A 22,783-nucleotide genomic window follows, 5' to 3' on the forward strand; every position below is an offset into this window, starting at 1 on the left:
GTTTTTTCTGGCGGTTACGGCTTGGAGAGAGGGAGGGATTCGGAGCCGGGCTCTTGCGGCCGCGTTGGATCGGGAGCCGCGAAATCCGGAGGCCAGGTTCGGAGGATCCAACGGCGGCGGAGCGTCACGGCGACTGCTCCCAAGAGGAAGAAGGCAGCGAGGGCCGCTGTGCCGTATGTCGGCAGGTTAGCGGGAGGATTCATTACCCAATCGTGGGCGAGAATGCGCGATGGGTTCGTGGGGTCGTAGGTCACCAGCATCGACTCACCGGCATGTGCGTCGGGAAGCATCCCGGCGATCTCGGAGAGCTCGACCGCCGTTCCTCTCTCAGAGCCCTGAATGAAACGGACCTTGACGTACCTGGGCTTGGTGTCGACGTCAGTGACCGTGGCGGCCACGGTGACGCCACGGGAGCGCAGATCCTCAACCAAGGAGCGCGACGGAAGCCAGAGGACAAGAACCATCCCGGCACACAGCGCCCCCAAGCCGATGCAAGCCCAGACAACACGCAACCCCGGAAGCTGTGGGCGTGGCTTGAATTCGGCCACGCTGGCGGCGGCCTGCCGTGCGCGTTCTGCCTTAGGGGGTAGCTGATAGTTGTCCGCAGGGCGGCGCTGCTGCTGCTTCTTCTTATTCATCGTGAACTGGCCATGGAAAAGCACGGCCTTCTTGTCGAAGCCCGTGTGTCCTGCTGAAAACGCCGCCGGGGGCACCCCGTACGAGGTTCGATGACCTCGAAGGAATGCCCCGGCAGGCTGCGGCATCGGCGTGGCCGCGTCGGCTCAGGTGGCGCGCTCGATGTTGTCGGCGCTGGTGTTGGCCGACTTGCTGGCCTCGTTCAGCGTGTCGACCCACTTGTCGAACGTCGGCTTCACGTCGTGCCAGTCGTTCCGGAAGCGGTCGGCCTTGGGGCCCTTCCAGTAACCCGAGCTCTGGCTGGTGGCCGTCTCCAGAGCCTTGATGAGGCCCTGGAGGTCGGTGGCCTTCTTGCCGAAGAGCTTGGACAGCTCCCGAAGCTGAGTGAGATCTGCACCGCGATCCATGGCGTTCCTCCCCGTGTCACGTAGGTAAACGGACTATCCGTTTGCAACAAGGGACGCTACCGCACCAGACGTAGTTGCAGTCCAGCGCCTTGGGTGATGGGAGTTTCGTGTGAACGAGTGGTGTTGGCCTGGGCGGGGAGCCCGACGAAGGCCTACACGTCGCGCCAGTATGCTGAGGCTCCTGGGACAGCGGGGGAGGCTGCTATGGCAAATCCTGACATTCAGGAACTCAACCAGCGGGCCGGTCAGCTGAGGTCGCTCGCCGATCACATCGACTCACTTGTCGATGCCGCCAAGAAGCACAGCACCATCGGGATGAAGACCTGGTCGGGCCCCAAGGCGGACGACGTGCGCGGGCGGCTCAAGAGCTGGCAGACGACGTGCGGCACGGTCGCCAAGGCGCTGCGCGACGAAGCGCACAAGTGCACGCAGGACGCCAAGGACCTGAAGGACGAGAAGAAGTAGCGGGCGCTGCCCCTGCTACGGCGAGAGGAACCCGTACCAGTGCCCTCGTACGACAGCTCCCGGGCCCGTTTCAGGCTGGCCGACCGCCACATCGCTGTGTTCGCACACCTCTTGGACGGTGAGACGCCGCCTGAGGAACTGTGGGAGTCGCTGGTCGAGCTCCAGCGCATCGGCCTGGTCGGCGAGGAGGGGGAACTGGCTCCGGTTCTCCGAGAGCCGCTCAGCGCCCTGGCCGACCCGATGGTCATGATCCAGGTGGAGATCACAGGCGAGCACGGCGTGGTCAACCACGGTGTGGTCGTGGGCCAGGAGGCCGTGATCTCACACGACGGCTGGCCGGGCGAGGAGGAGTCCGAGTACGTCTCCATCGAGCCGAACACCCTCGTGTGGGAACTGGCCCGCAAGGTCAACCTGCATCGCGGGGAAAAGCCGGTGGAAGGCGCTCCCGAGGTGCGAATCGAGACGACCATGGGTGCTCTGGACGCCGCGTTCGTCGCACTGGAAGAACCTGGTGCCGACGAGGAGGCGACCCGCGACCTCGTTCGCAAGGCACTCATCGAGGCGGACACCAAGCTCAAGGACCCGGTCCTGGGTCAACTCCTGGACTCGGTCGTCTCCCTGAACGCCACCTGGCGCATCACCACCGCCTGGGACGGCGAACACGAGGGCCAGCGCTCCACCATGGTCCGCGCCTTGGCCGTCTGGGACTGCGGTCCCCTCGGCTACTGGATCCGCGAGCAGCCCGAAGAACCCATCATGCCGGGCCAGGTCGGCCCGGACAGCGCGCTCGTTCTGGTGAAGTCCGACTCCGCCGAGGTTTGGGAGAAACTGACGGATCTGTTGCCGGACAAGGAAGAACTGCTGATCGCGGGTGAGTGAGACCGAAGTCTCGGGGTCATGACCGAGGCGTATCCGCGTGCGAGGCGACAGGAACTGCGGCGTTGGCCCGGCACGTTGGGGCTCCTCATCTTTATGCCCCTGGCGCTGACCGGGTGTGCGTGGCTGGCTCAGCACCAGGGCGCACTGGTGTTGGTGGGCGCGTTCCTGGCCATGCTCGTGCTGACCGTTGCCTGGGCCATGTGCGGTGCCGGACCGGGTGCGTGCGTGGCAGTTTTCGGGTTTGCCTTCATGCTTTTTGTGGGGCCGGCCATGGGCGACTACGTCCTCAACCACCGTGGCGTGCGGCACGGCGCAGTGATCGGCGACGTCAGCACGTACTGGAAGAAGCACGGGGACGGCCGGGCCTGCACGGTCGTCGCAACTGATACCGCCAAGTCCGACGCCTACGAGGTGGACGACCCCGACGGCTGCGACGACGACCTCCAGGAAGGGCAGAGCGTAACTCTGGTGGTCGATCCGGAGGGCTGGCTGAAACCACGGCTGAGCAGTCACGCCAACGGCGTTGCGCCATACCTGGTCTGAACGTCCGCAGGGCTGCTCGCCACGACGGAAGGTTTGTACTGTACGGGCGGCTTCGGCGGCGAGGGCTGCGGGCTTAGCCCTTAGCCCTTGAGCGGAGTCAGAACCAGTTCATCGGATTCGCCTTGGACTTGGCGATGCTCTTCCCCAGGTCTTTCGCCTTGTCACCGACCCAGCCGGCCGCCTTGCCCGCGCCCTCCTTGATGTCGTCCCAGTGCTGGACGACCTTCGCGCCGCCGTAGATGAGGCCCGTCCCCACCGCGAGGCCGATCGTGACCGGGTTGGGGGCGACCATGGCCGCTGTGAGAGAGGCGTTGAAGCCGACCTCGGCAACGTCGGCGACGTATGCGGCGCCCTTCTTCTTGAAGGCGTCGACGGGATTGCCCTGCGAAATGACGTTGGCGGCACTGAAGCCGGTCGACAGGACACCGCCCACTATGCCGGCGCCGCGGAGGAACCCGGCGGTCTTGGCCGCGGCGCCGAGGCCGGTGCGCAGGGCCCCCGCGCCTCGTGCGGCATTCGTGGCCTCCGCCACGGAGTTGGCGAACCGCTGGCCGTTCGCGGCCTTGGTGAACACCTTGACCAGGCTCGCGTTGCCCGCGCGGGCGACAGCTTGGCCGGAGTGCGTGAAACCGCCGTACATCCTGGCCGCCTGGTCGGAGCCGACCAGGAAGTCGATGACTCCGTTGGCGCGAAGCGTGTTCATCAAGGGCGTCGCACGCACCCAGTTGTAGCCCTGGCCGATCAGGTCTCCGCGAATGCCGCTGGTGAGTGGGATGCGGGAGAGGCTCTGATAGGTGGTGCTACGGCCGAAGAGTGAGCCGAGCTGACCGGGCAGCCAACTGCCCGGCGCGCTCAGAGAACGCAGCTTCGGCGTCCACTTGATCAGGCCGTTGCCCGCGGACCGTATGAGCCCGCTCTCGGAGCCGCGCAGGACCACGCCGAGCCGCGTCTTCCAGGTCCGAAGGGCACCCGTCTTCAGCGAGTTGCCCAGCAGCACCTTGGTCAGTGACGTGCCCTGAAGGGTGACGACGGCCGTGGCGGCGGTCACGGAGCCCCAGTCGCCGTACAGGCCGATCATGGAAGCGATCGTCTCTTCATGCGGCTGGAGCCCGGGGATCTGGGCTATGGCGTGAGCCTCCAGCCGCTGAATCCAGTCCGCCAGCGACTCGTCGGGCTGTCGCTTGAAGTTGTAGGCGTTCGGATCGTCGCTGGCCGCGACGGAGTTGGCCAGGAGGAGAGCGTCGGGGCCGAAGCCTTCGTTCTTGTACTTCTCGATCTCCTTGGGGCTGAACCCGGCCCACATGAGTCCGGCTTGAGGGTCACCGCTTTCCAACCGGGCGAAGACGGCCCGCTTGCGCAAATCCGGTGCCGTGTCCTTGGCCCAGCCGCGCAGAGGCTTGAGCGAGGTCAACTTGCTCGTGACGCCCAGCCTGGAGGCTCTGGTGAATGCCTCATCCAGTCCGTCCTGGACCCCACCGCGCCCGTCGAGCAGCTTCGCGAGTTGATCCAGGTCGTCCGGATTGACAGTCCTCATGCCCACGTTTCATTTCCCCAGAGCGTGTGTCCCGGAACCAGCCGGTCAAGGCTGTGGAGTCGCTGCTCAGCATATGAACGAGGCTTGGCGTGAGGCCCTTGGATCACCAACTCTTTACCGTATGCAAACGCATTCTTCAGGGAAGCTTTGATCCTGACTCGGCACGTTCTGCGGCTGTGCTCAGCCGGTACGCATGAGCGCATATGCGAACACGAGGCGCCGGTCCAGCCACGCGGCCCGGACCAGGAACCTGCGGTCGCCCTCGGAGGTCAGGACGAGTTCGTCACCGGCTTTCCACTCGAGGACTCGCGACTTGGCCGGCTGGTCACCGCCCTCGGCCCCCATGTCGGCGACGGCTTGGACGACGCCCAGCAGCATCTTGCCCGCGCCGCGCTGGACCATCTCCTTAGGGCCGCCCTTCGCCCACTCTGCGCTGGTCACGATCTCGGGGTGCCCTGGTTGAGCGATGCGCCAGGTCGGCTTCAAGGCGTGCTTCAGCGGAGCGATGCGCTGAATCGTCCCGATGACCTGCCCCCGCACGTCACGCACCGCGTAGTGGCGCCGGCCGTCGACGTCCTGCGGCTCGTCGAGGGAGCAGAGCAGCCTGCCGCCTTCCGCGTCCTCGTAGAGACGCCGATCGTCCGCAGCCGAGGACTGCGGCGGAAAGAAGGCACAGGGTGCGTTGACGCGTTGGGCACCTGAGCCCTGCGGAACCCGGAAGGCACGGACACCGAGCACGGCACGCTTGCGCTGCGCTGTGGCGGGCCGTTCCTCGTCGGTGATGGCGAACTCCCAGGCGTCCGTCCAGGGGACGACGTGAATAGGAGGTTCGTCGACGTGCCTGCTCTTGCCGAACACGGTGCCTCTCCGGATTACTTTGAGGATGGGTTCCGACCATAACCCCGGCTGGTGAGGTCCGGTCGCGGACGGTCGGGCATCCGGAGGCCGAGGTCGAGCTGTGCACTCCAGCGCGCTACGCGCTTGTCCGCTTCATCCGTATGACGTCCTCGGGCAGCTCGGAGCTGGTCCCCCCTCCGACTTGACCGTCTGCTGCTTCTGGCCCGCCTCGTGCTTGGCCCACCAAGCCAAAAGGTAGACAACCCAGACCAGGAGCGACTGCAGAAGCTTAAGCGAGAGCTCGAGAAAGGGCGACGCGACTTTGTCACCGCCTTGAAAGGGGCGGGTGCTTTCGGAGGTGGAGCTGAGTTTTAGCAAAGGCGGACTGGCAGAGTTCGTTACTCCGCCGTGTCCGAGAATCTTTGCATCAGGGCGAATGGGGACGACAACACGGCGCCACCCAGGGTGAGGACTTCAGTGTCCACCTCCTCCAGCACGATGGCGATCGCCAGATCCATGGCATCAACCGGGCCAGTGGCCGTGCCCGCGCGGCAGGTCGTGGTCGGCGGAACGTGCCGACCGGGCTCAATCGAGACCCGGACGCCCTCTCTCTCCAGGACCTTCACACTCCCCCACTCCTCGGAGGAGTAGACGTACTCGCGACCTTCGTACGCGATGCGCAGCGCCCGGTCCTCCTTTCGTAGGGCCCGGGCGTTGAAGCGCAGCTCCGCGTGTCGGCCTCCAAGGGTGAGCTCGGCCTTGAACAGCGAAGGCTTTCCTGACCTGCGCTTCCCGCGGAAGTTCGTCTCCGGGAAGGCGGGGCCGCTCAGGCTGGCGGTGTCCATTCCCTTTTCGAGCGGCCGGTAGAGCGGGCAGCGCTCCACGGTGACGGATCCGAAGTGCCCCACGTCTCCCTTGACTCCGGCCTTGGGCAGCTCCTTCTTGGTGCTGACGCTGTACGGCGTCAGCTCGAATTCAAAAGACTCACTACTCGTTTCCATGACGACAACTGCTCATTCCGTGCTTGGGTTCTTCCGGGGCTCTGGATCTCGTTGTTGCTAGTCGAACGGGTTGAGCGCGCTGCCCAGCTCCTTGGCGCCGTCAGCGATGTCGTTCCCGATGTCGCTTGCCTTGTCGCCCACCCAGTCTGCCGCCTTGCCGGCGCCTTCCGTGATGTCGTCCCAGTGCTCGACGACCTTCAGCCCCCCGTAGACGATGCCGGTCCCTACAGCGAGACCGATCGTGACCGGATTGGGTGCGATCATCGCCGCGGTCAAAGAGGCATTGAACCCAACCTCCGCGTAATTGGCCAGGTAGCCGGCCTTGCTCTTCTCCCACTCCTTCGCGTGGTCCATGGTGGCGATGTTGGCCACGGAGAATGCCGTCGCGCCCGCCGACCCGACGATGCCCGCCCCTCGCCACAGCCCCGCGGTCTTAGCTGCCGCGCCGAACCCACCGGTTTTCCCGACCGTCCAGAGGCTGGCCTGTCCCGCGCGGGTGACCTGCTGCCCGGAGTGGGTCAGCCCGCCGTACATGCGCGCCATGTCGTCCGAGCCGGCGAAGAAGTTGATGGCCTGGTTGGGTGTGAATCCCAGCAGTTTGGAATTCATGAAGCCGCGTGCTCGCAGCTTGTCCCACCCGTCCCCCCAACGGTCGCCCAGCCAACCGGAGCTGAAGGGCACGTTGGCGACCCTTTGGTACGTCTGACTCCGGGAGGCCATGCTGCCAAGCTGCCCGGGAAGCCAGCTGCCGGGGGCGGTCAACGACCGTATCGGAGGGTTGTACCCCTTGAGCATCCTGCCCGCCCAGCGCAGGATGGGGTTGCTTCCGGCCGCGGTCCACCGCGCCTCGAGAGCAGCCTTCATCGGCCCCAGCTTGCCGGTCTTCACCGCATTGCCCAGCAGCACCTTGGTTCCCGAGAAGCCGCTCGCCGCCACAACCTGCGTTGCGGCAGCAACGTTGAACACGTCAGCGCCGAACTTGATCATCTCGGTGAGGGTTTCTTCGTGCGGCTCCAGACCAGGGACCTTCGAGAGCGCATGCGCCTCTAGCCGTGCGACCCAGTCACCGAGCTTCTCTCCCGGCTGTCGCGACAATTCCTTCGCATTCGGATCGTCACTCGCTGCCACCGAATTGGCCAGCAGCAGCGTCTCCGCCTTGATCCCTTCGCCCTTGTACTGCTCCAGGTCCTTTGGCGTGAACCCCGCCCACAGCAGCCCGGCGATCGGGTCGCCGTTCTCCAGACGCAGGATGACGGCGCGCTTACGCAGATCCTGGGCCTCGCTCTGAGTCCACGACCTCATCGGCTTCAGGGGCGACAGATGCCCGCTCACCCCGAGTCGGGCGGCTCGCGTGAAGGCCTCGTCCAGGCGGTCCTCTACGCCACCGCGTCCTTCCAGGAGTTTCGCCAAGTGCTCCAGGTCCTCGGGATTCGCCAACCGAAGCGACATTTTCTCCCCGCCTTGCGATAGCCGACTGGGCCTCCGTCGATCGCATCTGAGGTTATGCGTGGCCCTCCCGTTCCACCAGGGCCGGTCCGCCGGTGTCATACCGTGAGAAGACCGCGCGAGGCCGGTTCACCCAGGTCAGCGAGTTGATGAGGCACCCCTACCGGACACAACCGGCAAACCTGCCTAACGGAGTCCTGCCAGCTCGCTGTTGAGGGGCGGTGGGTAACCTGACCCGGACGAAGACCTCCTAAGTCGAATGGAGCGGTCGTGGGCGGCACGGACGGTTCTGGAGCCGGCGCATCGACAGCGCCGTACGGTCAGGCGGTGGTGTACGAGGAGAAGCTGCCGAGGCGCTGGATGATCGCTACCGCGGTGGTACTTGCCATCTGGGTCGCCTATCAGGCCAGCATCCTGCTTCCCGAGGACAGCACGGTTTGGTTCGTCATTCTAGGTTTTTCGACGATCCTCGCGCTCGTATTCAATGGTGTGCCGATTTCCAAACGCATCTATAATCGAATTCATATTCGAGACGGGTGGCTGACCGTGGGGCGGGAGAGGATCCTGGTGGAGTCGTTGACGGTCGACTCACTTCGGGAAGCTCGTGAGCAGCCAACGGATGCGGAGTTCGTCGCGTCCTTGACTTCGCGGTCGCGTGAGGAACTCGCGGAGTTGCGACGGAGGAGTCGTGCGACCGGGCCGCCCCGGATCATGGGTGGGGGATGGGCCGTGCCGATGGGCATGGATCAGATCGTGGTCCAGACCGCGCAGGGTGAGTCGCTGCTGATCGCCACTCACCACCGCGAGGCGCTGGTGGACGCACTGATGCGAGCCCGTCAGAGGTAGAGCCGGGGCCCGGCTCCGAGGTCCAACAACCGTAGCCTCGGTAGGCTGCTCGCGTGCCTGTGCTGCTTCCTTCTCGGGAAGGAGCCGTCTTTGATCACTGAAGGAGCTTCGTGACAGGCCAGCAGCCCGCCTCGAGGATGGCGATCCGCTGGCCGGACTACTGTTCGCCGGATTCACTCCTGAGCAGCTCAAGAACAAGGATCTGCCACCAGACATCCTGTTGGTCGCCAATGCAACCGCGTCCGACAGCGATCTCGACGATGACTGGCTCAAGAAGAAGGACGGCGAGACCCTCGACGACTGGCTCGTCAGGGTGCAGGGCGACGCTGTCACCCAGCTCACGGGCAACGAGACGCTAGGCAAGACCGTCGCGACATACATCGACGGGGCCGCCAACCTGTCGGCGTTCTTCACCTCGTCAACCACAGCGCTGGCGGGCAGCTGGTCGCTCACCAAGTACTTCAAACGTCCAAGGTGCTCAATGCCCCGGGCACCCTGACTTCCCGCCTGATCAACGGCCACTGGGACAAGCTGTCCAGGATTCCCAGGGCCGGGAGTTGGCCGACCCGGGTGCCGACCGGTGTGCTCGCCGGCTCCGATGAGGCTCCGATGAGGCGGCGATGCTCGCCGGGTACATGCGCAACGGTGCCTTCTACATGCCCACTTCCTCCGAGGCTAACCTGCTCCGTGTCGCGCAACGCGGCGGTCTCGCCAATGCGGCGAAGGCCGCCGGGTGGATGCGCGGCGCAGGCATTGTCGGTTCTGTCGCTACTACGGCCTGGGGTGTGGCCAACCTGGCGACCATGGATCACGGCAAGGCGTGGAAGGAGGACAAAGCCAAGTGCCTCTCCAACTGGACCGGTACGGCGTTCAACGCCTCGCTCACCCTCGCTATGGTCGCCCCCACCCCGGTCACCGTCGGTCTCGCCGTCGGCACCGGAGTTGCTTATGCCGGAACCCTGCTATGGGACAACGGGGACAAAATCGTCGAGGGTGCGAAGGAGGCCGCGGACTGGGTCGGTGACAAGGCCGAGAAGGCTGGCGAGGTCATTTCCGACGGTGCCAAGAAGCTCGGTAGCGCCCTCACCCCGTTCGACTGATGCCGACTGTGGCACATCCGCGCCGGGCGGCGCGAGGAGGAACCATGCAGCAGCACACGTACACGCTCGACCACTGGGAGGACCGTTCAGGTCATCGGTTGACCTGGAAGTTCGGGTATTGGGGCACAGCAGGGGAGTTCGGCAGGATCGAGGTGGTCTACCCGTCGAGCCGGCACGGCGACCGTCATGTCACAGAGGTCAGGGGCGACACCGTGCCCGTCACCTCCTTCATGGGCTGGGCCTACGGACGAAAGCCCTCGCTTTACATAGCGGAGCTCAGTGTCGGCGGGGCCGGAGTTCGGCTCAAGCGCAACCGATGGGCACAGACCAGAGCCGGTCGGGCACTGCGAATGCAGGTGACCGGGCGGGAGTATCGCTACCTCGCGACCAGCGCACGGCACCGCGACCGGGCCCTGATCCGGAACGGTGTTGAGGTCCGGATCCTTCGCCACGGCAGCGGTGCACGGAAGAAGGCCACTTTCACCGTCCTTGGCCAGGCTGACGCCACCGACCTCGCCCTGGCTGCCGTGATGTGCGGCGTCAACACCCGCAATCTCACCAGAGCAGGGGCCGTCCGTGCCTTTTTCGCCAGGTCGCTGCAGTGGCTGGACGTATTTCAGTGACCCCCATGTACTCCCTGAGCCATCACCGCCAAGCGTTTCCGCTGACGAAAGCGACCCCCAATGCCCTCGTATGACAGCACGCGGGGTCGGTTCCGGCTTGCCGAGAGCCACCTGGCCGTCCTCGGTCACGGCATCGAAGGAAAGGAGGTGCCCTTGGAACTGGCCGAGGCCGACCGCGAACTGCGCGAGGGGCGGGCCTACAGGCCTTCAAAGCGTGGTGTCGGTGGGGCTGACGCCCCTCGATCGCTGCTTGAGGCGGCCGAGCGATTTGCGAGGCGACGAGAGCGCGGTCATCGCGCACAGCTGCGGGTTCGGAGGCTCTGGCTCTCCAGAGGCCGGGTCATTGCCGCCGCTCAGTAACCGGCTGTGCACGTTGCTCTCACTGAGATCTCGGCGGCCTTTGTGGCGGCTGCCCCCACGCGCATGCGCGTGAGGGCTTGTCAGCAGCGGCCAAGGCGCGGAATTCAGCGATTGACGGACTGAATCTCTTGGACGGTGACGTCCTGGTCGTTGCCGAAGGTGCCGTTCGGAAGGTCGCCGCCGGCGCCGCCGGTGCCGGTCCAGGCGATCTCCCAGGTGATGGTGGCCTGGAGCTTGAAAGTACTGTCGCCGGAGGAGCGGAGGTACTTGAGGCCGCACGGCGGGGTCCGGTCGGACTTGCCCTTGGCGTAGGGCTCGCCGATCGAGCCGGCGTTGATGGTGCACTCGCCCGAGGCCGGGTAGGTCTCTGCGTCCTCGGTGCCGGGTTCCAGCCTGAGGGAGACCGGCTTGGCGGTGGTGGTGGCCTGGATGTTCAGGCCTCCGGCATTGAGCTGAGCCGTGACAGAGACTTCCTTGAACTTGGCCCTGTCGAGCCAGGCCCAGGTGGGGAGATTGACCTTGGTGGCGGTCTCGGGCGCGAGAGATACTTCGGTGGTCGGCAACTCGATGCGGTTGTAGGCGAGTTCAGCAAGAACGCGCGGGGTTACCGCGTTCTCGACGGGTGGGGCATCGCCTGTTTCGGCCCAGAAGGGCTTCCGGTCGCACGCCTGGGCCTCTGGCTCCATCCAGCGGTCCTCGTCGCGGATGGCCACCCACCAATTGCCCTCGTCTTTCTTGTCGAGGTTGTAGTTCTTGTACTTGCCGTCCTTGTAAGTGTCGCGGAACTTGCCGACCGACGCCTTGGCGTAGCTGTGCTGACCGGGCGTGTTGACGGTCTCGTTGTACTGTCCCTCGACATATTTCGCGAATTCCTCAGCACTTCGGGGTTCGTACCAACAGGCGGGCGGTGACCAATCGCCCACTGGTTGCAGGCTGCCAGTGCCGCCACCTGACTCGCTGGCAGACGAACCGCTGAAGGTGATTTTGGAGACGAGGCTGGTTCCGTCCGTACCGCCGCTAGGGGCGGCCTTTTGGCCGTTGGACTTGCCCGGCGTGCCCCATGCGAACGCAGTGGCCGGTGTGAGAGCGAGAACGCCGGCAATCGTCGAGGCAACGATCCATCGACGCTGACCTCTTATCGCAGGCACGTCTTGTTTCCCCGTTCCGACTCAAGCTTCGTCGTCTGCCACACGCCGCTGCTGTTCTTCTCCAGACGTGTGCTGTACAGCACGAAGGAGTCGTCGGATGCGGGTGTCTTGTCGATCTTGTTGGTCTTGCGATTCTTGTTGAACGCCTTACTTTCATCTGCGCAGTACGAGACGCCTGCGGACTTCTTGTCGAACACGCTGATATCGGGTGCGTAGTAGCGGACCGCCCCGTGGTAGGTGAACCCGGAGTCCACGATTCCCTTGACCCAGTCCCGGCTACCTGCGAGGGCGCTGTCCGCCTGATAGAAGCGCAGGGCGGGGGACTCTGGATCGCCCTGCGTGACCGCATAGGTCACCGCTGACTGCGCTAGTCCTGCGTCCGCCAGGATTTCGTCCTTGGCGGCGTTTCCGGTGGTCCAGCCCTCGAACGTTTCCTTGACGTCCTTGGGAAGATCCATTCTCGGACGCTTCGCGTCGCCATCGGATGTGCTAGGCGGAGTTGGCGATGTGGACTCTGCAGAGTCGGCGCCGGCGATCTTGTCGCTGGACTTGTCGTCCCCGCTACCGCAGGCCGTCAACAGCAGTGCTGCCGTCGCCACCAGTGCGGCAGCAACGGGCAATGGGCGGCGCTTCACAGTGACTCCCCGTGAGACAGAAGTTCAGTCAAGACCACCGACGGTATCGGTGAGGTTCCCGGTCCACCAGGGCGAACTTCCGCGAATACAGGGGCAATCCGGGTGTATGGGGATCGCGGGAGGCTGGTTGTGTCCTGATCGTGCCCAAACAGGGGGTGCCCCCGGAGGGCGCTGTGTGCGATGTCCGGGGTCATGGTGCTCAGGTGTCTCGATTCGCTAGTGCGGTGTCTTGCACCTCAAGCAAGAGCACGGAGGAAACGCCGACATAGCAGGGGCCGGGTCGGTGTGGTCGTCGGCCAGAATCTCGATCTCGCCCCGGTCGTCGGTCGTCGAGCCTGGGCCCCTCGGAGGGAACCCATCGACGCGGCGGCCAGCAGCTGCTTCTGGAGGGCCTCTCGCACCGCCGATGCCCCAGATGTCAGCTCGTATGATGCTTTGAGGTGGATAGGGCAATTGGCCTGTTTGCTGTTTGCCCGCATGTAACGGTGTGTGCTGTGCGCTCCCCCGGCCAGCCTGCCATGTGGTTCGATTGCCTTTGCTTTGCGTGCCTTGACGTGGCAAGCCAGTTGCGCTGTGCGGCTTGCTGGGCTGGGTGAGACGCTGTTCTCAAGTGCCTGATGTCGCGCCTGTCTGTGGCCGTATAGATCTGATGGGCATGGAAGTGACCGGACTGATGGATGAGGGGAAGGCGTCAAGCGTATGAGCGGGGTGTCGTTCGAGCTGCAGCGTGCTGCGTCATCCGGCAAGGGCCCTCATGGCGATACCTACTCGTGGGTGGGGCACGTGGAAGGGCTCGGGCGTATCGAGCTGGCCTTCCCTACGGAGTACAGCGACTACCCGTCGGAATATTGCGAGGTGGCCGCGAGCGGACAGAACTTGCCGCTCACCACATATCTCGGGCTGCGCTATCTCCGTCGCCCCCTGCTGGCGAGTGGGGAGCTGCGGGTCGACTGGGATCCAGCGGAGCTCTCCAGGAACGTGTGGTGGCCCGGCCGCAGGGGGCGTGCTCTGCGGATCTTGGTCAAGGGGCGTGAGTACACCTACGCCGAGCGGGGCGGCAAGCGCAGCCACGAACTCGTGCGCTCAGGTGCCGCCGTGCACATGAGGCGTTCGAGCTGGAGTAACCCACGCACGCTTTCTGGGACATGCCTGGGCGAGGCGGATGCCCTCGACATCAGTCTCGCTCTCGTCCTTGAAGGCGTCTACACGCGGAACCTCACGACGCGCGGTGCGCTCGTGTCGCTGCCGGGACGTTTCCTCAACCGGTTCAGCTTTCTATGATCACCCGTCAAACGATCTCTGATTCTTCAATTATCTCTGACTTCAGGGGGACACAACAGAATGCCTTCCATGGATGCGGCCCGGCGCCGATTTCGGCTGACCGATTCCCATGTCAGCGTGCTGGGATTTCTTGTGGAAGAAGAGCAGATCCCCGACGAGCTGTTGCAGGTACGGGCCGAGTTGCGGGAGGCAGGGATGCTCGACGCTGAGGACAAGATCTCGGCTGATCTCTATCCGCTCGTTGCGACGCTCATGGAGCCCCGGCTCATCGCCCGAGTCGAGATGACCGGACCGCAGGGTGTCACCCAGAGTGGAGCCGTCATCGGGGACGATTTCATTTACACGCACGAGAACTGGCCTGGTGACGCCGAGTCGGAGTACGTCCCCGCAGAGCCCGAAACGCTGGTGTGGGCGCTGGCCCGGATGGTCGATCTGCACCGGGACTTCACCGAAGAGGGGGACTCCGGTGAAGTGATTACGTCGACGATGAGCACGTTCGATCGTGTGGTCGAGCGTATGGAGGCGGGGCAGTTCGAAGAGCCGGAGGCTGTGGCCCGAGCAGTGGACGCCCCGGCGCGGCTGGCCGAGGTGCTGGCCCAGCTGAACTGCATGTGGCGTATCACCATGGCCTGGCGGGGGGCTGAAACGAAGGGCAGCGGGCTGGCAGTACGGGCCCTCGTAGTGTGGGACTGCGGAATCGAGGGGTACTGGCTGCGGGAGTTGCCTGCCGAGCCGATCATCGAGCGTCAGGTGGACGCGAGCAGTGAACTGCGGGTTCGGCGTACCTCGGCCAAAGAACTATGGCAGATGATCACGGATCTACTTCCGGACGGGGCGCAGCTCGCCTCCGCGCAGCATTCCCAGGCCATGTCCTAGTCCGGCGCACGCCTCGGCGTTTCTGAAGCAGTCCTTGGCGTTCGAGTCTTTCGCTTAGCGGCACCGGCCCAACCACATAGCGCAGCACCTGACGGGGAAGAATGAGCGACAGTTCCAAGCGCATGGCCAATCCAGAGGACATGGAGCACTTGGCCAAGCTACTCGATGGCAGAGGCAATCTGCGGGACAAGCTGGACGAGGCCTTCACCCGGGCTTCTCGACTTGGGGTAGGGGACAAGCTGGGTCCCATCAAACCGCTGAGGTCATGGACCGACGACACGGCAGTCGACCTACGCCGGCGGGCGGCCATTCTGCGGGCCGAGAACGGGGACCCCCGGGCAGCGGCGCTGTACGCGGGATTCCGGCCGGAGGATCTCAAGGCTGGGGAACTCCCGCCTGACGCCATGCTCATCGCGAACGCCGCCATCGCGAATGGTGACAAGTTTGATGCCGCCTGGCTGCAACGCAAGCCGGGCGAGACGTACCAGGATTGGCTGCAGCGTATCCCGGGTGACGCTGTAGGCAAGATCAGCGGCAATGAGAACCTAGGCGAGGTCGTCAGCGACTACATCGACCTGACGGCCCTCGTTTCGACCGTTCCGGGCGCTTTCTCGATGGCAGCCCTGGGAACGTGGAAGCTGTACAAGCGTTTCAGGCATGGCGACTTGATGAAGGCGCCAGGGACGACACTCGCCCAGATCCTCAAGGGCCAGGGATCCAAACTCCTCCCGGCCCAAATAAGGTTGCTCGGTGCGCAGATCGGCCGGAGCACGCCCCCCGTCGTCCTCAAGATCCTCACCGGATCTGACACACTCGCCCAACTACACGGCGGGCGCCTGCACGCCTGGGAAGCGAACCTTCTCAAGGTCGGCAAGAACATGGGCGCGGCCTCGCGGGTCGCCGGGGCGAGCCGACTGGGGGCGTTCGCCTCCGGAGCGGGGGGCGCACTGCGTACCGCCGGATTCTGGCGTGCGACAGGCATCGGCGGCAGCGTTCTGGCCACGGGCATCGGGGCCGTTGACGTCTATCAGGAGGGAAACCCTGTCGATGCGTTCAAGCGAGACAAGGCGGGATACGTTGCGAAGGTGTCGGGTGTGGCCTTCAACGCCTCGCTCACTGCCGCCATGGTCGCGCCCAACCCCGTGACGTTTGGTGCGGCAGTTGTCACAGGCGCGGTCTACGGCGTTGCGTCCATCGTCGATAACTGGGAAAAGGTCAAAGCGTTCCCTGGGAAAGTCGCGGACGCAGGAGCCTGGGCAGGGAAGAAAATCGGCGAGGGGGCGGGGAAGCTCGTCGAGGGGGCGAAGGAGTTGGGCAGTGCCCTCAATCCCTTTGACTGATTTTTCCCTCGAGAGCTGTAGGGCAGGAGGCAGCCGCAAATATCGTTTTTCAGCTGCGGCGCTTACTGGCCCCCCATAATGTGAGCTGTTGAGTGACGGAGGCGGGGCTTGATCCCCGGGTGAGTGCACTGCCGGGGAACGCACGGCAATTGCCGCCTGCGTAGGAGGCCTTTCGGGTACGGGCGGTGGCGGCCTTGGTGGCGGGCTGGCCTCGCGAGGATGTTGCGGCGGACAGTCCTCCAGGTCTCTCTCAAGGCCGTCGACAAGTGGTGGGCGAGTGACTGGCGGGCGGGCGGGCGGGCGGGCGGGAGGCGCTGGCGCCCAGCTACGCGGGCGCCGGGTCGGCGAACAGAGGTTCTCGATGAGGCCGAGCGGCAGGATCCGGCAGGCCGTACTAGATCACCGCTCCTGCGCGTGGGCCAGGCTGGGCAACTGTGGACACGTGCCGCGGATAGGCGGGTGGTCGAGCAGGACACGGAAGCGGTCCGCGTCCGGAGGGAGGAGACATAGCCTGCTATTCGCGCGCAGAAGAAGGCCGAGGTTGGCTCGGTGCCTTTCGCTGGCCAACCCGGCATACGTTCCAATCAGGTCGGGTCGTACCTGGGACGAGAAGGGGCGCACCGTGGTCGTCCACCGCACGCGGTAACCGGTTCTCGGCCAACGCGATGTCCGCTATCAGCATCAAGGACCGTATGCACTTCACGGTCTTCACCGAGACCTTCGATGCCGACGTCATGTGCCCGGTTCCTCGACCGGCTCGAGGGCCACTTCAACCGGACGGTGCACCTCGTCGTGGACGGCCCCTCTTCTTTGAGTTTCTGATCAATACTTACGGACTACGCGTTTCGGTATGGGCGGTCACTGCCTGGAGTAGTGCGGTGAGGAAGGCCACGCGATCACGTGTGGCGAAGCGGAGCTGCTCGCCATTCCGAGTGTGGATCACGACACTGTCCATGCCCATGGGGACACCCCAACCGCCACCCACAAGCCGGGGATTTCTTGGTCCATTCCCGTGTTGTCCTTGTCCGGATGCGTTAATCCCGTTTATTGATTCGGTGTACCGATGGGCTGCCGTGGGAAGCACCGCTTGGGAGGCCTCCCGTATGGAATTGGGGTCGATGTCGGCGAGTGCAATGCACTCTCGACCAACTCGGAGCGTCTGCGTACCTATCTGAATCCGGTTGTAGATGAACTTGGAGACCGGAACAGCCAGGCAGGGCAGTAGAACCAAGAGGAACAATGCGCACAGGCCGAGCCAGAGACCGATCTCATCGGGAATCGTGTCTAGTGCCATGTAACCTATGCCGGCCAGATAGGCGGTGATGCATATCCCGGACCATGTTTTTGGTGTCTTTTCTTCGTATTGCATAATCTTGACTGCACCCTTCATTGTTTGGAAACGTATTCCTCAACGCATACTGAATGTCCGCATGGAGAGCAGTCCCAGGGAGCACGAACCCGTAGCGTCCTCATAGTGGGCGCTTGCGATCGCCGATCGCTGAACCCGCGGTCCCGCCCATCGTCGGTCAGCACCGCTCGCGGGCTTCTTGCCGCTCGTACCCCGATTGCCCGGAAGTCGCTCGTACCGCAGCGAAGAGGCAACCGCATTATGTCGTCGAGGTGAGGTGTGCCTTCCACGCCTTCTGTCTCCCATTCGGCCATCACCTGTTGACGAACTGGATCTCCTGAACGCTGACCTTCTGCTGGGCGGCGCTTCACAGTGACTCCCCGTGAGACAGAAGTTCAGTCAAGAGCACTCACGGTATCGGTGAGGTTCCCGGTTTCACCAGAGCGAACCTGCTCGAGAACAGGGGCAATTCGGAGCGTATGGGGCTCTCGGGCGGCTGGTTGTGTCCTGATCGTGCCCAAACAGCGGGTGGCCCGAGATGTCGCAGTGCGCGACGTTCGGGGCCGTGGCGCGCAGGTGGCTCGATTCGCTAGTGCGGTGTCTTGCACCTCGGGCAAGTGCGCTGAGGATAGTCCGACATGACAGGGACCGGGTCGGTGTGTTCGTAGGCCAGGATCTCGTCCTCGCCCCGGTTGTCGGCCACCGTGCCCTCTGCGTCGATCTTGTAGACGCGCAGGGTGAGGCGGGAGCGGCGATGGTCAGGTTCGGGATTTGAGGGGGTCTGCCGGGAGCGGGCAGTGGGTGGCACAGTCCGGGCAGGCGTACACGTTGAAGCCAGGGCCTGTGGGGGCGTGGACCTGGTGAACCAGACCTGGTTCGTCCGTGTTGAGCTGACAGCGGGCGCACCTTCGGGGGGCCGGGCGGGTCATCATGTGGCCGCCGGGACTCGTATGCCGTGAATGTGCTTCGGGCGCGTGTCGATGCCGGAGGTGGCCAGGTGGGCGGCTCGGCGGCGTTCGCGTCGGCGGCGGTTCTCAGTGGAGTCCAGGACGTAGGGGGGTGCGAGGTGGGAGACGTTGCCGGTGAGTACTTCAGTGAAGTGGGGAGGGGGCGGTGGGGTGATCCGCAGGGTGGCCGGGTGTCGAGGCGGTGTCGGCCTCGGGGGAGTGGGTGCAGAGGCTCAGCATCCACGCGAGGGCGCGGACGACGTGTACCTCGAAGCATCGGCGGCGGACGCGGCGACGCGGGTGCTGCAGCCTGGTAGTTGGCCTCTGTGATGCTCTGTCGCACGGTGCGTGAAGGGGTCTTCACAAATGCTGCCTGGGCGTATTTGTCTCATAGGCGGTTTCCTTCGGTGCCTGCCGCTCATGGGATCATCCCTTGGCACGCCGACCACCTAGTGGACCGATTCGGCCGACCCGGACGGGGCGCTGCAGCAGCCGGGTTTCCCCGGCGGATTGTCCACGTTCGAGCAGGACGTGACCGTCAAGGAGGCCCAGGCCGTGAACCGAGCAAGTGGCATAAGCCTTGGCTGAGGGCGCGGTTCGAGCCGGGCGGGGTGGGTCGGGGGTTGGGTGGCGAGCCGACGTCGTCCGGTGGTCGGTCTTCAACCTTGCTTGTGCTGGTGGCTCCTTGGGGCTCGCCTGGCTCAGCCCCGTCGTGCCGTTGTGGGCGCCGCTGCGCTCGGTGGCCCTGCTCCTCTCCTGGATCGTGCTGCCACTTGCATCGGTCCTGGTGCCGGTCCTGCTGTTGCGGAGGGTTCCGCGCAAGCAGCGGAAGGTCGCCTGGCAGCTCGTCGTTCCCGTCGTCGCGGGAGTGGCGCTGGGCATCTTCGGGACCGGGGCAGGTGATCTGGTTGCCCTGGCGGAGCGGGGCGAGTGGGCCGACGCCGTGGTCGTGCGCAAGGACGACGTCAAGACCAACTACTGTGACCTGCGGAGGGTCGGCGGTCGTGAGATCTCTCCCTCGCTCTCGGAGGGTGACGGGTGCCGGGACTGGGTGGAGGTCGGTGACAAGCTGCGTGTCCGGTACGACCCCGCAGGCGTCGCCAGTCCCACCACCGACGTGGAGCGCAGCTCGGACACCGGGCTGCTCGCGGTCCTCTTCGGCCTCGCGGTCCTGATGGGTACTTGGGGTGGCGTGCGGCAGAGCCGGTGGGACAGGGAGTACGTCCCGGCCTGAGTGGGGGCACGCGCTCAGTACATCGCTTCCTTCGGGACCTCGATCTGCCTGAACTCCACCCACCGCCCCAGCCGTTCGTATCGCTCCGCCACCACGAACAGCACGAGCGGAGCCGGAAGGCCGATCAGGGCAACCGCCCACACCGGCAGCAGCCAGCCCAGTTGGGACACGCACAGGCAGCAGGCCAGCATCGACGCTGCCGTGCGGGCGAATGACTTCGCGTCGGCGGTCATCCTGCGGCGGCTGTCCGGCGAGTTCGTGATCAGGGCGCCGGCGCGCATGCCCAGGGCGGCGCCCGCCAGCGCGCCCCAGAGGAGGCCGCCCGGCAGGAACATCGCCGGGTAGCCGTCGTGAGGGAAGCTGAAGTTGAAGCCGGAGACCATGCCCGTGACCGCGCCGAGGAAGGTGCAGCAGAGCGCCGTGACCGCGGTGAGTTGGTCTCGGATCTGTGGGGAGAGGGAGCTGCCCTTGTCGCTACGTACCTCTCGTACCTCACGGAAGACGCCACCCGAGCCGACGACCAAGACCGGCGTGCCGATCACCATCAGGATCGCGCCTCCGAACATGCCCCCTGCCTTGCCCGGGGAGTCCGGAGCCGGGAAGAAGTCCCGTACCTGCCACGCCACCGCCGCCATCAGTACGACGTACAGCCAGGAGCTTGCGATCAGCGCCCAGCCCGCGCCGATCCGGGCACGTCGTGCGAGTGCCAGGGGAGTGTGGAGCACGCCTGCGACAGGGAGTGCGACCAGAGCCCAGGCGAAGATGAAGGCGTCCGAGGCGTGGTCCTCGGCCCGGAAGGCCCGGAACCTCTCGGAGACTTCCGGGGACGACGTCAGCAGGAGTGCCAAGGCCAGGGAAACGACTCCCGCCGTGACGCCCGTGGTGATGCGCAACGCCTTGGCTCGCCTGGTCGATGTTCTGCCGAAGGTTCCACCATCACGGCTCCGCCCGCCCGTCGGTGCGATCATCCCGTTGCCCCCTGTAGACCCCATGACCCTGTGACCCTGTGAAGCTCACCGTTCCGCCCCTACAGCCGGACCTCCGAAACTACACTCGCGCCCCATGCGTAACTCCCGCAGCACGAAGACGTCCGTTTCACCCGGTGAGTTCTACGGAAGCGCGTGGAGAAGACGGCCCGCGGGAGTCGGTGCCCGGCCCGAACCCGGGGGCGGTGACGGACCCTGACCCCCGCCAGTTCCAAAGCCCGAGGCCGTCACAAACAGTCCCGAGACCCCCGCGCCCACTGGCTGTTACTCGCCCTCACCCTCCCCCTCGTCTTCGCCCTCCTGCTCTTCGAGGGCTGGACCCAGCACGAGGTCGACGCCGCGAAGGAGCGGACGCCCTGTGCCTCGCCCGTGCCGGAGGCCGTCGCGAAGGGCGGGCCCGTGATCGGGATCAACCGGGACGGGATCCGGTCCGGGGCGATGCCCGCCCGGACCGTCGCGCTCACCTTCGACGGGGGGCCCGACCCTGTTTGGACCCCTCGGCTGCTGGATCTGCTGCGCCGCAATCAGGCACGCGCGACCTTCTTCGTGCACGGGGCCCAGGCCGCCCGCCACCCGGAGCTGATCCGGCGTATCCGTGCCGAGGGGCACGAGATCGGATCCAACACCTACACCGGGGCCGTCCTGGGCGAGTCGTCCGCGCCCCGCTTCCGGTCCGAGCTGGAACTGACCCAGAGCGCACTGGCCGGAGCCACCGGAGTGCGTACCAATCTGCTGCGCATGCCGCGGACCACCACGCCCGACACCCTGTGCGGCCCTGAGTGGCAGGCGGCGCGGCGGGCCACCGGGTACGGGTACGTGCTCGTCGCCGCCGACAAGGGGTCGCGGAAGCCCGCGCAGGGGATCGTGCGGCAGCTCAGCCAGACGGAGAGCGCCTATCTGGAGGCGCGCAGGCTGCTGAAGAACCGGGCCGTCGACCGGTTCACCACCGTCTCCGATGGGCTCGGGCTCGTTCCCTACACGTCCCCGTCCCTCGTCGAGCGGTGGCTGGGGCAGGGGCTCATCCAGGTCACGAGCCTCGGGCAGGTCTTCTCCACCGCCATGATCTGGATCCTCGGTGTCGCCGGTGGGCTCGGTGTGCTGCGGCTGTTGCTGCTCGCACTGTTCGCCCAAGCCCATGTGCGCCGGCTGGAGCGGTTCCGGACTGGGGCGCCCTGGATGCGGGACACCACGGGGCCTGTGACCGTGCTCGTCCCGGCGTACAACGAGGAGGCCGGGATCGGGTCGACCCTGCGGTCGCTGCTCGACTCCACCCATCGGGAACTCCAAGTCGTCGTCATCGACGACGGGTCGAGCGACCGGACCGCCGACATCGCCGAGAACACGGGGGATCCGCGGGTGGAGGTCGTACGGCAGCCCAATTCCGGCAAGGCCGCCGCCCTCAACACCGGGCTCGCCCAAGCGCGGTACGACATCGTCGTGATGGTCGACGCCGACACCGTCTTCGAGCCCGATGCCATCGAGCGGATCGTCCAGCCGCTCGCGCATCCCGCAGTGGGGGCCGTCAGCGGCAACACCAAGGTCGGCAACCGGCGCAGTCTGCTGGCCCGTTGGCAGCACCTGGAGTACGTCTTCGGGTTCAACCTCGACCGGCGCATGTTCGAGGTGCTGGAGTGCATGCCGACCGTGCCGGGTGCCATCGGGGCGTTCCGCCGGGACGCGGTGATCGGTGTCGGCGGGGTCAGCGAGGACACGCTCGCCGAGGACACCGACCTGACGATGGCCCTGTGGCGGGCCGGCTGGCGGGTGCTGTACGAGGAGTCCGCCGTCGCCTGGACCGAGGTGCCCACCACGGTCGGGCAGTTGTGGCGTCAGCGGTACCGGTGGTGTTACGGCACCCTGCAGGCGATGTGGAAGCATCGCGGGGCCCTCTTCGCCATGGGGCCCGCCGGGCGGTTCGGGCGGCGCGGGCTGACCTACCTCGCGCTCTTCCAAGTCGCCCTGCCGCTGCTCGCGCCCGTCATCGACGTCTACGCCCTGTACGGCGTGCTGTTCCGCGACCCGTGGGAGTCGGCCGCCGTGTGGTTCGCGTTCCTCGGCGTGCAGATCGTCTGCTCCGGCTACGCGCTGAGACTCGACGGCGAGCCGGTCCGGGCCCTGTGGTCGATGCCGTTCCAAATCGTCGTCTACCGGCAGTTGATGTATCTCGTCGTCATCCAGTCGCTCGTCGCGCTGCTGCTCGGCAGCCGGCTGCGGTGGCAGCGGATGAAGCGCTCCGGGACGGCCGCTGAACAGATCGGCGGGCCGGTTCCGTATAGGAGCGTGCCTATGCGTTGACCCACGTGAACCAGCG

At 65.6% G+C, this 22,783-nt stretch carries 22 protein-coding genes; 12 read left to right on the plus strand and 10 right to left on the minus strand.

Annotated elements, in window-relative coordinates; all coding sequences use genetic code 11:
* Positions 1-14: 14 nt before the first annotated feature.
* Together CP976_RS25195 and CP976_RS25200 are read right to left on the minus strand one after the other, a co-directional pair.
* On the minus strand, positions 15-713 hold the full coding sequence (locus CP976_RS25195; RefSeq protein WP_150482415.1) for a DUF3592 domain-containing protein: 699 nt from the start codon (positions 711-713) through the stop codon (positions 15-17).
* 69 nt (positions 714-782) lie between these two features.
* Entirely contained in the window at positions 783-1,043 is a 261-nt protein-coding gene (locus CP976_RS25200) for a WXG100 family type VII secretion target (protein WP_003992186.1), read from the minus strand.
* A 204-nt stretch (positions 1,044-1,247) separates the two neighbouring features.
* Between CP976_RS25200 and CP976_RS25205 the strand changes: the two genes are divergently transcribed.
* The 3 genes from CP976_RS25205 to CP976_RS25215 are packed head-to-tail and all read left to right on the plus strand — an operon-like array spanning position 1,248 to position 2,930.
* Positions 1,248-1,508, plus strand: coding sequence for a hypothetical protein (locus tag CP976_RS25205; RefSeq protein WP_150482416.1), 261 nt, complete (start codon positions 1,248-1,250; stop codon positions 1,506-1,508).
* Positions 1,509-1,547: 39 nt separating this feature from the next.
* Positions 1,548-2,387: a hypothetical protein gene (locus CP976_RS25210; protein ID WP_150482417.1), complete on the plus strand. Its 840-nt coding sequence runs from the start codon at positions 1,548-1,550 to the stop codon at positions 2,385-2,387.
* Between the two features lie 18 nt (positions 2,388-2,405).
* Positions 2,406-2,930: a hypothetical protein gene (locus tag CP976_RS25215; protein ID WP_150482418.1), complete on the plus strand. Its 525-nt coding sequence runs from the start codon at positions 2,406-2,408 to the stop codon at positions 2,928-2,930.
* Positions 2,931-3,027: 97 nt separating this feature from the next.
* Here CP976_RS25215 and CP976_RS25220 read toward each other — a convergent pair whose 3' ends face one another.
* From CP976_RS25220 to CP976_RS25235, 4 genes are all read right to left on the minus strand, one after another.
* Entirely contained in the window at positions 3,028-4,464 is a 1,437-nt protein-coding gene (locus CP976_RS25220; RefSeq protein WP_150482419.1) for a PE-PGRS family protein, read from the minus strand.
* Between the two features lie 180 nt (positions 4,465-4,644).
* Positions 4,645-5,322 carry a hypothetical protein gene (locus CP976_RS25225; protein ID WP_150482420.1) on the minus strand — a complete coding sequence of 226 codons (678 nt, stop codon included), beginning with the start codon at positions 5,320-5,322 and terminating at the stop codon, positions 4,645-4,647.
* Between the two features lie 377 nt (positions 5,323-5,699).
* Entirely contained in the window at positions 5,700-6,302 is a 603-nt protein-coding gene (locus tag CP976_RS25230; RefSeq protein ID WP_150482421.1) for a hypothetical protein, read from the minus strand.
* Between the two features lie 57 nt (positions 6,303-6,359).
* Entirely contained in the window at positions 6,360-7,751 is a 1,392-nt protein-coding gene (locus tag CP976_RS25235; protein WP_150482422.1) for a PE-PGRS family protein, read from the minus strand.
* 267 nt (positions 7,752-8,018) lie between these two features.
* On the opposite strand from CP976_RS25235, the gene CP976_RS25240 reads away from it, so the two are divergent.
* The 4 genes from CP976_RS25240 to CP976_RS25250 all read left to right on the plus strand — a co-directional run bounded on the left by CP976_RS25240 (position 8,019) and on the right by CP976_RS25250 (position 10,317).
* Positions 8,019-8,594 (plus strand): hypothetical protein, encoded by a 576-nt coding sequence (locus tag CP976_RS25240; protein WP_167537414.1) that lies wholly within the window; start codon positions 8,019-8,021, stop codon positions 8,592-8,594.
* A gap of 220 nt (positions 8,595-8,814) precedes the next feature.
* Positions 8,815-9,093 carry a hypothetical protein gene (locus CP976_RS43845; protein WP_229876202.1) on the plus strand — a complete coding sequence of 93 codons (279 nt, stop codon included), beginning with the start codon at positions 8,815-8,817 and terminating at the stop codon, positions 9,091-9,093.
* Between the two features lie 121 nt (positions 9,094-9,214).
* Positions 9,215-9,694 (plus strand): hypothetical protein, encoded by a 480-nt coding sequence (locus CP976_RS43850; RefSeq protein ID WP_229876205.1) that lies wholly within the window; start codon positions 9,215-9,217, stop codon positions 9,692-9,694.
* A 44-nt stretch (positions 9,695-9,738) separates the two neighbouring features.
* Positions 9,739-10,317 (plus strand): hypothetical protein, encoded by a 579-nt coding sequence (locus tag CP976_RS25250; RefSeq protein WP_150482423.1) that lies wholly within the window; start codon positions 9,739-9,741, stop codon positions 10,315-10,317.
* 464 nt (positions 10,318-10,781) lie between these two features.
* Here CP976_RS25250 and CP976_RS25260 read toward each other — a convergent pair whose 3' ends face one another.
* Both CP976_RS25260 and CP976_RS25265 read right to left on the minus strand, forming a co-directional pair.
* On the minus strand, positions 10,782-11,825 hold the full coding sequence (locus CP976_RS25260; RefSeq protein ID WP_229876207.1) for a hypothetical protein: 1,044 nt from the start codon (positions 11,823-11,825) through the stop codon (positions 10,782-10,784).
* A complete protein-coding gene (locus CP976_RS25265) occupies positions 11,813-12,460 on the minus strand; it encodes a hypothetical protein (RefSeq protein ID WP_229876208.1) in 648 nt (215 codons plus the stop codon). Before CP976_RS25265 ends, CP976_RS25260 begins: the two co-directional genes overlap by 13 nt.
* Before the next feature lie 699 nt (positions 12,461-13,159).
* On the opposite strand from CP976_RS25265, the gene CP976_RS25270 reads away from it, so the two are divergent.
* The 3 genes from CP976_RS25270 to CP976_RS25280 all read left to right on the plus strand — a co-directional run bounded on the left by CP976_RS25270 (position 13,160) and on the right by CP976_RS25280 (position 15,957).
* Complete coding sequence (locus tag CP976_RS25270) at positions 13,160-13,741, plus strand: hypothetical protein (protein WP_150482425.1); 582 nt, start codon at positions 13,160-13,162, stop codon at positions 13,739-13,741.
* A 69-nt stretch (positions 13,742-13,810) separates the two neighbouring features.
* The gene (locus tag CP976_RS25275) at positions 13,811-14,617 is read left to right on the plus strand and encodes a hypothetical protein (protein ID WP_229876209.1); all 807 of its coding nucleotides are present in this window, start codon (positions 13,811-13,813) and stop codon (positions 14,615-14,617) included.
* 101 nt (positions 14,618-14,718) lie between these two features.
* Positions 14,719-15,957 carry a mucin-2 gene (locus CP976_RS25280; RefSeq protein WP_150482427.1) on the plus strand — a complete coding sequence of 413 codons (1,239 nt, stop codon included), beginning with the start codon at positions 14,719-14,721 and terminating at the stop codon, positions 15,955-15,957.
* Between the two features lie 829 nt (positions 15,958-16,786).
* On the opposite strand, the gene CP976_RS25285 is transcribed toward CP976_RS25280, so the two are convergent.
* Positions 16,787-17,347, minus strand: a complete 561-nt coding sequence (locus CP976_RS25285; RefSeq protein ID WP_229876211.1) for a hypothetical protein — start codon at positions 17,345-17,347, stop codon at positions 16,787-16,789.
* A 1,590-nt stretch (positions 17,348-18,937) separates the two neighbouring features.
* Between CP976_RS25285 and CP976_RS25290 the strand changes: the two genes are divergently transcribed.
* The gene (locus CP976_RS25290) at positions 18,938-19,486 is read left to right on the plus strand and encodes a hypothetical protein (protein WP_229876213.1); all 549 of its coding nucleotides are present in this window, start codon (positions 18,938-18,940) and stop codon (positions 19,484-19,486) included.
* 14 nt (positions 19,487-19,500) lie between these two features.
* Here the strand turns inward: CP976_RS25290 and CP976_RS25295 are convergent, their stop codons facing one another.
* A complete protein-coding gene (locus CP976_RS25295) occupies positions 19,501-20,379 on the minus strand; it encodes a hypothetical protein (protein WP_167537415.1) in 879 nt (292 codons plus the stop codon).
* 462 nt (positions 20,380-20,841) lie between these two features.
* Here CP976_RS25295 and CP976_RS25300 point away from each other — a divergent pair, with 462 nt between their 5' ends.
* A complete protein-coding gene (locus tag CP976_RS25300) occupies positions 20,842-22,767 on the plus strand; it encodes a bifunctional polysaccharide deacetylase/glycosyltransferase family 2 protein (RefSeq protein WP_150482430.1) in 1,926 nt (641 codons plus the stop codon).
* Positions 22,768-22,783: the final 16 nt, after the last annotated feature.

This window comes from Streptomyces coeruleorubidus (assembly GCF_008705135.1).
Taxonomy (GTDB): Bacteria; Actinomycetota; Actinomycetes; order Streptomycetales; family Streptomycetaceae; genus Streptomyces; species Streptomyces coeruleofuscus.